At 40.3% G+C, this 11,350-nt stretch carries 11 protein-coding genes; 3 read left to right on the forward strand and 8 right to left on the reverse strand.

Annotated elements, in window-relative coordinates; genetic code table 11:
• Positions 1 to 144: 144 nt before the first annotated feature.
• The 7 genes from G475_RS0121630 to G475_RS0121660 are packed head-to-tail and all read right to left on the reverse strand — an operon-like array spanning position 145 to position 7,988.
• Positions 145 to 1,080, reverse strand: coding sequence for a CoA transferase subunit A (locus G475_RS0121630; protein WP_026703037.1), 936 nt, complete (start codon positions 1,078 to 1,080; stop codon positions 145 to 147).
• Positions 1,081 to 1,121: 41 nt separating this feature from the next.
• Complete coding sequence (locus tag G475_RS0121635) at positions 1,122 to 2,063, reverse strand: MaoC family dehydratase (RefSeq protein ID WP_035712407.1); 942 nt, start codon at positions 2,061 to 2,063, stop codon at positions 1,122 to 1,124.
• Between the two features lie 32 nt (positions 2,064 to 2,095).
• Positions 2,096 to 2,875, reverse strand: a complete 780-nt coding sequence (locus G475_RS0121640; protein WP_051302821.1) for a CoA-transferase subunit beta — start codon at positions 2,873 to 2,875, stop codon at positions 2,096 to 2,098.
• Positions 2,876 to 2,891: 16 nt separating this feature from the next.
• The gene (locus G475_RS0121645; protein WP_026703040.1) at positions 2,892 to 4,361 is read right to left on the reverse strand and encodes a xylulokinase; all 1,470 of its coding nucleotides are present in this window, start codon (positions 4,359 to 4,361) and stop codon (positions 2,892 to 2,894) included.
• Positions 4,358 to 5,251, reverse strand: coding sequence for a CoA transferase subunit A (locus G475_RS0121650; RefSeq protein WP_026703041.1), 894 nt, complete (start codon positions 5,249 to 5,251; stop codon positions 4,358 to 4,360). The genes G475_RS0121645 and G475_RS0121650 overlap by 4 nt, the downstream gene beginning before the upstream one ends.
• Before the next feature lie 15 nt (positions 5,252 to 5,266).
• Positions 5,267 to 6,913, reverse strand: a complete 1,647-nt coding sequence (locus G475_RS0121655; RefSeq protein ID WP_026703042.1) for a thiamine pyrophosphate-binding protein — start codon at positions 6,911 to 6,913, stop codon at positions 5,267 to 5,269.
• Between the two features lie 55 nt (positions 6,914 to 6,968).
• Complete coding sequence (locus tag G475_RS0121660) at positions 6,969 to 7,988, reverse strand: LacI family DNA-binding transcriptional regulator (protein WP_026703043.1); 1,020 nt, start codon at positions 7,986 to 7,988, stop codon at positions 6,969 to 6,971.
• 229 nt (positions 7,989 to 8,217) lie between these two features.
• Here G475_RS0121660 and G475_RS0121665 point away from each other — a divergent pair, with 229 nt between their 5' ends.
• Genes G475_RS0121665 through G475_RS0121675 form a run of 3 tightly spaced genes read left to right on the forward strand, consistent with a single transcriptional unit; the run spans position 8,218 to position 11,153 of the window.
• A complete protein-coding gene (locus G475_RS0121665) occupies positions 8,218 to 8,718 on the forward strand; it encodes a TRAP transporter small permease (RefSeq protein ID WP_026703044.1) in 501 nt (166 codons plus the stop codon).
• 34 nt (positions 8,719 to 8,752) lie between these two features.
• Positions 8,753 to 10,039 carry a TRAP transporter large permease gene (locus tag G475_RS0121670; protein WP_026703045.1) on the forward strand — a complete coding sequence of 429 codons (1,287 nt, stop codon included), beginning with the start codon at positions 8,753 to 8,755 and terminating at the stop codon, positions 10,037 to 10,039.
• A 37-nt stretch (positions 10,040 to 10,076) separates the two neighbouring features.
• Positions 10,077 to 11,153 carry a TRAP transporter substrate-binding protein gene (locus tag G475_RS0121675; protein WP_026703046.1) on the forward strand — a complete coding sequence of 359 codons (1,077 nt, stop codon included), beginning with the start codon at positions 10,077 to 10,079 and terminating at the stop codon, positions 11,151 to 11,153.
• 74 nt (positions 11,154 to 11,227) lie between these two features.
• Here the strand turns inward: G475_RS0121675 and G475_RS27450 are convergent.
• Positions 11,228 to 11,350, reverse strand: a 123-nt coding sequence (locus G475_RS27450) for an aldehyde dehydrogenase family protein (protein WP_156911854.1), incomplete at its 5' end; no start/stop codon positions are given.

The raw sequence follows: 11,350 nt of genomic DNA on the forward strand, positions 1-11,350 counted from the left end.
CCGCCTCCTTCTGTCCGGCAAACGGCACCGCAGCTACCGTTTCGCCGGTCGACGGATTCGTCACATCCATTTTATCCAGGCTGGTTCCTGTCCACTTGCCAGCGATATAAAGTAGATTTTTCAAAGATGGACGCCCTTTCTTTTTTATTGTAATACTTCTCCCCTATTATGAAGGGAATAGCCATAGTACGGATCCGCTTTCAAACTTAGGAGTTGTTTCAATCCTATCTTCTCTAAATATTCTATTTCATTCTCCGTTCCTTTTATATACTCCTCCATATATTCCTTAAATTTCTCATTGGTACGTGTCGATTCAATATATAAGTTGATATGGTCTGAGTCATAATCATAATATTTATACATTCCAGCAGGATGGGCTCCGTAAGGAAGATGTATTACTGCATCAACAAGAAAGCTGGGAAGGATCGTCAGCTCCGGCTGTTTACGAATTATTTCCTCTTCCACAATTTCTTCTACTGTAACTATAACTTTTTTGGCGGATTTTGCTGCGACTTCCAGGGTGGAACTAATGCCGTACAATTGAACATTCCCGTTCACATCAGCTCTGGATGCGTGGATAATAGCAACATCCGGTTCCACTTTTGGGACAAGCAATACCTTTTCCTCTGTAAATGGGCAGGTATAATCAACAAATTTGTTGTTTTTTTCAAAAGACCGTTCGTGATAAATATCAGAACCACTCATTGTTTTCACCGGAATAAAAGGAATCCCCATAGAACCTGCAAACATTCGGTTCGTAATACCAAAATGACTATAGTCTTCTACCTCTATCTCTCCTTCTTCCACTGCACGGGAAAAATTACGGCATCTTCCCCATCCTTCAAACATAAAGTTACTCATCCTTACCTTCTTTAACGCTTTAGCGCCGCTGAGCATATCCACAGCCCACGCTTCTCCCATTGCCGTCACTTCTAGATCGCTGATATCTTGTCTTATCATTTCTCTTACAAAAGCAAGCGGCGCCAAAGAATGGGCAAACCCTCCTAAAGTGATATGGGAACCACTTTTCACTTCGCGGACAGCATCTTTAAGAGAGTAAAGTTTGGTATCAGTCTTCATAAACTTCCCTCCAATCTCTTCATCTGTTAGTTATGAGAACTTTATACGTGAGCACTCGCCCAGCCGACGGAGGTCATTTGCTGCTCTTCATTTTCCACCCATATTTCAAGGTGAAGTTTTGTTTTTCCATCTTCTACTGTTTTATCTTTAATAACTCCCTTAGCTGTTACCGTTTCTCCCACCAAAACAGGACGTAGAAATTTCACTTTTTCCCATCCACTGGTGAACCATGATTTTCCGAAAAAGTTTGTGAGCATTTCCGTCAAATACCCCACCTGCTGCTGCCCCTGAACGACAGGCCGCTCCATTCCAGTTTCTTTAGCGGCTGCAAGGTTATTATGAATATTGACAAAATGTTTGCCAACAAAGGAAAATACAGACGTTTGATCCTGCGTTGTATGCTTTGATAAAGGCTTTATTAAGGTACCTGGAACAAGGTTTTCTTTAGCTGTTTCTGCTGTTCCAAGTGCAGGATCGTATTCACCAGTAACTTTATCTGATGTATCCTTTGCCGTATTTTTTGCTGCTACAGAACCGGCATGTACACGCATGATTTCTACTCCCCGGTGTTTCAAAAGTACTCGGCCATCTTCTCCGCGGGCTTCTGCATTCATCACAACATAGCCTTTGTCTCTTTTTATATACTTATCAACATATTCTCCTTCAAGCGTAACGGTTTCATCTTCAAACACTGGATTTTCGAACCACAACTCCTCCTGCGTATGCAGGCCCCTGATGGTACTTGGATCATATTCTGTTAAGAAAAGAGAAAGTAAATCATTTGCCAATATGGAAGCATGGCCAATCCGCTTCCCAAATGGGGAGGCATCATGACTGAAATACCATAGATTATAGTCGTCTTGCACAAAAGCATATTTTTTAATTATATTATCATCTATTTTATAGCTGATTGGTCCGAATTTTTCTGGTACCTCTATTAATTCATATAAACCTTCTTTTTTCCCTATTTTAGGAAATTCCATCTTACATTCCTCCCCGATTTTGCACAACAGATTCATTTATTAATGTAGATTTTATCAGGATCCAGGTCCCTGATCGTTTGCAGTAGTTCCGGTTTCGGCATTTCCGTTACAGGAATTTCTTCAGGAATATGTTGAAATTCAAATCCCGTTTCCTCAATCACTTTCTCTAGTGATACTTGTGGATGCAGCGATTCAATACTCATCCGTTTTGTCGCTGCATCAAAATAAAATACTCCGAGATCCGTGATTACTTTTTCAGGCCCTTGACCTGGGAGGCCATACTTCTCCCTGCTCCCTGCTCCATCAATATAACCTGGGGTCGTTAGGTAATTAAGCTTTTCTACAAACTTTCGTTTTTGATGCTTAACCAGAATGACCGTCCGCTCGGCCATAGAAGCAATATCGTTCGCACCGCCGCTTCCCGGGAGTCTTACTTTTGGAGTTTGATAGTCTCCAATAACGGTCGAATTAATATTGCCATAGGCGTCAATTTCTGCTGCTCCAAGAAACCCTAAATTAATGGTCCCCTTTTGCAATAAGCTGAGAGAATCAAAAAGACTGCTGGTCTTTACTGCCCCATGTACAAGAGGAAAATCACCAACCCCTGAGGCCATATGGGAGGCTTTTGCATCCATAATCCCCGATTCAAAAACAAGAACGGCATTAGGGGCGTGGGTCTGTTTGGCAGCATACGCCGCTATCATAGGAAGCCCGGTCCCCACCAATGCCACGTCGCCGTCTTTAAATAGTTGAGAAGCTGCAAAAACCATCATTTCATCTGCTGTAATCACATTATTTACAGATTGCTTCATTCTGGTCTCCCCCCTTTTATCTTTGTTTGTCATACCATTGATCCATATGAGAAATTAAATCACTATATTTTTGAAGCGGTCTTTTGTATTTTTGTACCTCATTCTGGTCGGGTACTACTTTCTCTTTTATTGGATTTAACTGACGCATTCCAACTTCTAAACTGGAATAAAAACCTGCGTTTTTAGCTGCTAATAAAATAGCTCCAATGGTGCTGGCTTCCGTTTCTTCCGGAATATATATATAACAGTTGGACGCCGAAGCCCGGGTTTGCAGCAGAATTTTATTCTTCGCTCCCCCTCCAATGGCAATCATTTCTTCCCCAATATCTATTAGGTTCTTCATTTTCTTTCGCAGACGGGCGGTTAGAAAAGCAACCCCTTCCACAGCTGCTTTATATAGTTCGACGCGAGAGTGTTCCGGCTTCAAACCTACTACAGTACCTCTGACAGAAGAATTCCAGTCTGGGACTCTTGCCCCTGTAAAAGTGGGGATAATATATAAACCGTCTTCGATGGTTCTTATTTTTCTCCAATCTCTCCATATGTCCTGGAATGCTTCATTATCATAATCGAGTTCCCATTCTTTCATAAACCAGTCTACAGTTCCTCCGGTCATTCCCATGGGGCCTCCGATTCCATATAGTTCAGAATCTAAGAAACAATTTTGAACAAGTCCCTCATCATAAAGCTCCCTTTTTTCAACATAATGATTAATGTGAAAAAATACATCTGTTGTGCCTAATACTTCGACGGTTTTCCCGGGTGCAACACCTCCGCTTCCTAGTACAGCCATCGTCCCATCAGGCCCGCTTAACGCTACCGGAATGCCGGCAGATACTCCCAGTTCTGCAGCCATTTTTTCCATTACTCCTCCCGCCACATCTTCTCCATCACCCAGTTCCGGCAAAGAGTGGGCAGGAATATCGAAATACTTAATCATATCCGCATCCCATCTGCGCTCTGAAATGGAAAGTAATCCTGTATAACTGGCATGTGTTCTATCCATCTTCAAAACACCGGTCAACTTGTATATACAATAATCTTTATAACTCAATACAGTCGCGGCAGGATATTTTTTTAAAGTATTTCCCCAAAGAAAGGCTGTAAGATCTTTACTTGGTTTTCTTCCGATAGTAACTGCAGTATTATCAGGGAGACAATTTAAAACCATATCAACATAATTATCTTCAGCGTAAGCCTTCCAGCCCCAGGCTGGTTCCACTGGTTCACCTTTTTCATCAATTACTACCCATCCTAAAAAAGAACTCACCGCCATTGCATTAACTCTAACTCCCGGGTAAGCTTTTACAGCTTTTTGAATAAGTTGTTTGATTTGTATCCATAAGGAGTCAGCAGCAAATCTTGCATGTAGGGAGTGAGAAATTTTCCACATGTCCTTGATTCCATCATTCTTCGTAAATAGAGACACCCGAATAGAACTGGATCCAATGTCTATTGCTACTATTCCATGTTCCTTCAATGTCATGCGTTGCCCGATACCTCCTGTCTGGAAGACAAACTCAACAAACGCGCCATCCCGATTTTATTTAAATAGTCATACCAACTGCTGCTTCCCAAAATATAATCTTGAATATACTTATTTAATTCCGCTGGTTCCTTACTGATCTTTTTGTAATACTCTAAGTGACTACTATCTTTTTCATATCTTTCATCGCATGAAAAAGGATGGGCGCCGTACGGTATTTCGACCACTGCATCTACTAACGATGCCGGTAAAACAGTATTGGCAGGATCATCCTCAATAGCTGCTTCGCTTACTATTTGTTCCACCGTCACTATGGTGTGTTTTGCTGATTCAGCTATAAAAATATCTATATCGTCTTCCAACGATCGATTTGCATCGAATTGAACATTCCCATATTGATCGGCCTTGTGAGCATGAATAATAGCCACATCGGGTTGAAAAGATTTTAAGGCTATATATTCCTCTCCGTTAAAAGGGCTTACCAATTTTTGGATATATTTATTTCCTTCCATTATTTCAGATTTACGTAATGGAATGAAGTCTATACTTGAAGCACCTGCTCGGAATTGCTCTGTAATTATCTTTTTCGGCTGCTGATTAAAAATTATATTCCCCTCTGAGAAAGCCTTTTCGAGTGCATAAGCCGAAATCTCGTTATCAAATTGTACAGCAGAAGAATAAATTTCTTTCACGCATCCAGCTGCTATCAGCAAATCAATATCAACCGCATTTATGGTGCCGAATAAAACTAAATCCCTCTTTTTCTGGCGAATGATTTCATGGAGGGCAGCCATTGGATGGCGGCGAAGAGCTGTACCGCCAATGGCAATCGACCCACCGTTTTTAATGGGGAAAACGGCCTCTTTTAATAAAAAATTCTTTGTTTTCATCTTTTATCACCTCATTTAAAATGGTTTTGTCCAAACACTAATGTCTGGATTGATCAAGGTATCAATTATATAAATACCTTCAGCCTTTTGTGCCCGAACAAACGCTTCTTTAAATTCACTGACACGTGTTACGCGTTCTCCCTCTCCCCCCATGGCTTTCACTACTCCAGTAAAATCTACATCTATAAATTCCACTCCAATGTATCTCGGACCGAAATCCCTGAGCTGTTCCTGCTTGATATTACCGTAGGAACGATCATTCATCAAAACAATAATAATATTAGTTTTTTCCCGGACAGCTGTTTCCAGTTCTCCAAGGGACATACCTAATGAACCGTCTCCTACTACACATAAAACCTGCCGTCCGGGTGCTTCTTTTTTAGATGCAATCGCCCCCGGTAAAGCAAATGCCATATTCCCAAAACCGACCGGTTTCATGTAAGCTTGGTTTCTTTTTACCGGCAGAAGGTGTGACCAGATGCCTGGATTTCCTGCATCGACTGAAAAAATTGCATCGTCGGCGCTGACTTCATGCAAAGCCTGCATCAACGTCTGCGGTTTGACGAATTCTTCATCGTCATCTTTAAAAGGGGTCACATATTCGGCCAGCCATTTTTCTCGTTTTTCTTTACATGCTGTCAGCCAATCAGCACTGTTCGGGGCATCATTATCAAGCTCCTTTAATAAGTAAGCCAGACAAACATCAACATCTCCCCAAATACCTTTCGTCTGAGGGTAATGACGCCCCAGCATATCAGAATCGATATCAATCTGATAGATCTCCCCAGGAAGAGTCATGTTCCATCGGGAAGTAGACGGACCGTTTAAACTGTTCCCGAGAGCCAGAAGCAGGTCCGCTTCCTCAAAAATTTCATCTGCAAGCCTGCTGCCGGACCGGCTTCTTGGGCCGAAGACATGATCATGAGTCATATCAACGCCTCCAATCCCATTAAAGGTAGTAACAACAGGGATATTTAATTTTTCGGACAAGCGCAGTACCTGTTCGCCGGACTTGGAAAGTTTTACCCCGTTCCCCGCCCAGATAACGGGCTTTTTCATCGACAACAGCTTATCTTTCAACTGCTTTAACGCAGTAACATCCCCTAGAATCTTATTTACGTTTTCTTTCTTTTGGATTGGCTCGGTCCATTCCAACATTTCACTTAATACATCTCTGGTGAAATCAAGGTGCACTGGCCCGGGATTCCCATTTGTTGCGATATGAAACGCTTCGTTTAATATCTTTACTACATGATCTGGATGGCTTATTTGCACACTCCATTTCACTAAACTTTCAAACAATGCAATATGATCGGCATCCTGAGCATCGTCGTGCAGCATATCCTTACGGTTATTATTAGCCGTGATAACAATGACTGGACTGGAATCACGGTAAGCCCCCCCTACTCCCGTAATCAAGTTTGTGGCTCCAGGACCTGTTGTTGCCAAGCAAACTCCAGGAATGCCAGTTAATCTTCCTGTAGCGTCGGCCGCATGGGCAGCACCATTTTCATGCCGTGTAGCTATAAAATCGATATCATCCCGGTCATAAATAGCATCACATATCGTCAGAGGCTGTCCTCCAGGAATCCCATAAACATTGCGTACCCCTTGTTTACTTAAAAACTCTGCCACAAATTCTGCCACTTTTCCTTGCTTCATAATAACACTCCTTGTAATAAAATGGTAAAAACGTTTTCATTTAGAGGCAAAAAAATTACATAGAATCTCTAATTATAATCTTGCTATCTATAACTTCATGCACAGGCTTTTGTTCCTTATTTTGATTATTTACTCGATTAATTAATAATTTAGCAGCTTTAGTACCTATTTCATACGTAGGCTGCTTTACTGCCGTAATGGAAGGGACATTCATTGCTGCCCAATCTGGATCATCAAACATACAAAACGAAAGCTGAGAAGGTATTGAAATATTATTCTCCCGAACAGCCATCATTGCCCCTTTTGCCATTAAGTTATTACACACAAACACCGCTTCAGGTGGATTTGGCAAAGACAGTAGTTCGTTCATCGCATCGAAACCAGTATTTTCATCAAAGTGCCCCACCTTAATGTATTCCGAATTAGCATTGATATTATTTTCAGCCAGAGCACTAAAATAACCTGTCATACGTTCCATCCCGGTCGTTATTGTTTGGACTCCTACGATAAGGGCAATTTTTTTGTAACCATTCTCTATAATGCGGGAAACCATTTCATATGCAGCCGATCTATTATTTGTTACGACGGCATCGGCCACCAAACCTTCAATAACACGGTCCACCTGAATTACAGGAATACCACTCTTAATAAAGGAGTTAATTTTTTCCTTATTTTGGCCGGTTGGAGCTATAATGATACCATCTACCTTTTTTTCATATAACCCATCGAGATATACTTTTTCATATTCGCTATTGGCTCCACTATTACATAGCAGCAATTGATACCCGTATTCTCGGGCAGTATCCTCTATTGCCTGAGCCATTAATGAATAAATGGGGTTCAGTATATTATTTACAATTAACCCTATTGTTTTCGTAGACCTGCTTCGTAAGCTTCTTGCTATTGCATTTGGAGAATACCCCACCTCCTCCACGGCTTTCCTTACCAGTTCGTTCGTTTCCTTGTTAACGTTCCCATACCCGTTTAACACTCTGGATACAGTAGAAATAGATACTCCTGCTTTTTTTGCAACATCTTTAATCGTCTTATCTTTCATTTTCAGCCTCTTTTTCATGAAAACATTTTCACCAGAATTGAGTTTATTTTAACCATGATTTAATTAATAGTCAATATTTTTATGTCTTGACATTTCAATAAATATTAATTATCATTTCTACAAAAGCGCTTACAGGTATTCGTAAAAACGTTTTTATATTTATTTTTTTAAGAAATTCAGTTAAACCACGGTTATTTTTAATTTTTTATGAAAACGTTTCTACAATCTTATAAAGGGGAGACGTACATTGCAAAGAATTCAAAGGATCCATCAGCTTTTTGAAAAAAGTGTAGAAACTTTATCCGTATCTTTATTTGTAATAGGAGTTATTTCAACCATATTTGGAACCATTTCTCGTACTTTCCCTGTATTACCTAATTTATCATGGGCGAATGAATTAACACGTTTTACCATTATCGCTTCCATACTACTTATTATTGGGTTTGGTATTAGAAAGGGATCACAAATATCTTTTACCCTGCTTCTCGAAAAAATGTCCCCGGGACCTCGTTTGATCCTTCAAATGATAAACAATATCCTTATGCTTTCTTTGTTTTTTATTATTGGATATTATGGTTATTTTTTTGCTGTCAGCAATGCCGGGCAAACTTCATCGCTTCTTGAAGTTTCCATGGTCTACCCTTATATATTTGTGCCAATTGGATCATTGTTAGTCATGCTCGAAGTGATTTTTTTAGGGATTACGCAGATTCTAATTTATAAAAATGAACAGAAGAACTATATTTAACTTTTAATACTTCCAACGAAAAGAGGCGTCATCCATGGAAATCCTTTTACTATTTGGTTTGTTAATTACTTATGTATTTATGGGAATTCCCGTAGCTGTCTGTATTGGTTTGGCAGCTTTAACAACAATGATCGCAGCTGATATGGGCATTCCATTTTCCTTAGTTCCCAACCAACTTTTTTCAGGAATGAATTCTTTTACTTTAATGGCCATCCCGTTTTTTATTCTCGCCGGGGAAATGATGAACAGGGCAGGATTAACTATCCGTATTCTAAATCTTGCCGAAGCCATTGTAGGCCACATCAGAGGAGGACTGGCCCATGTCAATATTCTTGCCAGTATGTTAATGGCCGGGGTTTCAGGGTCTGGGGCAGCTGACACAGCAGCAGTAGGAAGTGCCATGATTCCAACTATGCAGGAAAAAGGGTTTAAATCCAATTTTGCCGTGGTTGTTACCGCAACTTCATCTACAGTAGGACCAATCATTCCTCCAAGTGTTTTATTTATTTTATATGGTTTTTTGACTAACGCTTCTGTAGGAAAACTTTTTTTAGGGGGTGTTTTTCCAGGCATACTAATGGGGCTCGGATTAATGATTACTTCTTACATCATTTGTTTAAAAGAAGGATATGAAAAGAGCCATGAAAAATTTGAGTCACGTCGCTTATGGAGAACCGGAAAAGAAGGGGTTGCAGCATTATTAATTCCGATTGTTATTGTCGGTTCCATTTCCACCGGGGTTGCAACAGCTACAGAATCCGGGGTGATCGCAGTATTAATTGCTTTAATTTTAGGATTGGCTTTTCGCACTTTAACTAAAAAAGGAGTTCTTCGGAATGCTGTAGTGAATTCAACATATACAACATCTATTATTTTTCTAATATTAGCTACTTCAGCTATTTTTTCAAACATTCTCGTTCGTTCCCAATTTCAACTTTTTGTCATTGATACGCTTGAAAGCATTACTAGTTCTCCCACGGTTAGCATTCTATTAATCATTTTATTTATTTTTATCATGGGAATGTTTGTTGATGTAACTCCAATCTTAATTATGTTTGCTGCACCACTGTCAGAAGTGGGAACTCAACTTGGTTTCGATCCTACATTTTTTGGTGTGATCATGGTTATTGCAGCCATGATAGGTTCTGTAACTCCACCAGTTGGAGGACTACTTCTAATTAGTACCAGCATTGGACAAATTCCAATTTCAGACACGTTTAAAATCTTAATTCCTTTTGTCGTGACATTAATTATTATCTTATTAATAGTAACTTTTATTCCACAGCTGGTTACTTTTCTGCCAAATACCATTATGGGATAAAAGATTATTAATAATAATTTTATTAGGAGGGTATTTTATGAAGCTTTCAAACTTTTTATTGTCTTCTGTTACAGCAATTTCTTTAAGTCTTTTAGGGGCGTGCGGCAATGAAGAAAACACAAGCGACGGCCAAACCGACTCTAATGGAAATGAAGAAGAAAGCCAAAATGAAGCAAACGTCGAAGAAGCATCTATCAGAATTGGAAACTTTTATAACGAAAATACTACTTATGGCCAAGCTTTTAATCAAATGAAAGAGGATATCGAATCTGCTTCTGATGGGGCCATTGAAGTAGAAATTTTCCATGGCGGAAGTCTTGGCAGTGAACAGGACCACATCGAGGCCGTTCATGAGGGCTCCTTAGAAATGATGCATTCTGGAACCGCCGGGATCGGCCGTTATATTCCTGAAACTGCAATTTTTGAACTTTGGTATAATTTCACTTCACTTCAACAATTACAAACCGCTTTCGAAGAATTAACTCCAGACCTTGACGAAATGTATCAGGAGGAAGGTTTTAAACTTCTAGGGGCTTATTACGATGGTCCAAGAAATATTTTAACCACCGAGAAAATTACTTCCGCGGGGGACATGCAGGGGGTTGATTTCAGAGTTCCAGATTCTACCTTGTACGTAGACATGGCAGAAGCATTGGGCTCCAATGCAATAACCATGCCTTACGGGGATGTATATACCAGCTTGCAGACAGGAGCTATTCAGGCCATGGAAGGCACAGCAGATTCAGTCATACAGGAAGGATTTTATGAACAGGCGGACTATTATATTCAAGATAACCACGTATATCAGCCCCTATCTATCGTGTATAATTTAGAAGCTTGGGAAAATCTTTCTTCGGAACAACAGGAAATAATTGAAAACGCTGTCTCTGATGCTACAGAATATCATCTGGAACTTGTCGAAGAAGCTAACAATGAAGCCCTTACAGAACTAGAGGAAAATGGAATCGAATTGGTCGAAATAGAAGATCAGGAAGAATGGCGGTCCGCTGTAGAGGAGGCTAACCAAAACTTTGCTGAAGAATATGGGGAAACAGGTGAAATGATATTAAACACGATGCAGGAAACGATGGAGAGCAGTGATAGTAACGAATAACAGATAGAAAAAGACGACCGGGGCCCCGGTCGTCTTTTTCTATCTCTGTACTATTCAATAACATTCTATAAAATCTATATCTTAAACGACGTGTACTTAACCTCCAGAAATTCCTCTAAACCGTAGTACCCGCCTTCCCGGCCGAGGCCGCTTTCTTTCATGCCGCCAAACGGCGCCTGCGGAACCGACGGCAGGCC

It is taken from the genome of Salibacterium aidingense DSM 18341, from assembly GCF_000429685.1.
Lineage (GTDB): Bacteria > Bacillota > Bacilli > Bacillales > Marinococcaceae > Salibacterium > Salibacterium aidingense.

Bases quoted from the DNA above. Each gene is read 5' to 3' on its own strand.
- G475_RS0121640 (WP_051302821.1), bottom strand. From the start codon at position 2,875: ATGAAGCAATCTGTAAATAATGTGATTACAGCAGATGAAATGATGGTT.
- G475_RS0121675 (WP_026703046.1), top strand. From the start codon at position 10,077: ATGAAGCTTTCAAACTTTTTATTGTCTTCTGTTACAGCAATTTCTTTA.
- G475_RS0121670 (WP_026703045.1), top strand. From the start codon at position 8,753: ATGGAAATCCTTTTACTATTTGGTTTGTTAATTACTTATGTATTTATG.
- G475_RS0121630 (WP_026703037.1), bottom strand. From the start codon at position 1,080: ATGAAGACTGATACCAAACTTTACTCTCTTAAAGATGCTGTCCGCGAA.
- G475_RS0121645 (WP_026703040.1), bottom strand. From the start codon at position 4,361: ATGACATTGAAGGAACATGGAATAGTAGCAATAGACATTGGATCCAGT.
- G475_RS0121660 (WP_026703043.1), bottom strand. From the start codon at position 7,988: ATGAAAAAGAGGCTGAAAATGAAAGATAAGACGATTAAAGATGTTGCA.
- G475_RS0121655 (WP_026703042.1), bottom strand. From the start codon at position 6,913: ATGAAGCAAGGAAAAGTGGCAGAATTTGTGGCAGAGTTTTTAAGTAAA.
- G475_RS0121650 (WP_026703041.1), bottom strand. From the start codon at position 5,251: ATGAAAACAAAGAATTTTTTATTAAAAGAGGCCGTTTTCCCCATTAAA.
- G475_RS0121635 (WP_035712407.1), bottom strand. From the start codon at position 2,063: ATGGAATTTCCTAAAATAGGGAAAAAAGAAGGTTTATATGAATTAATA.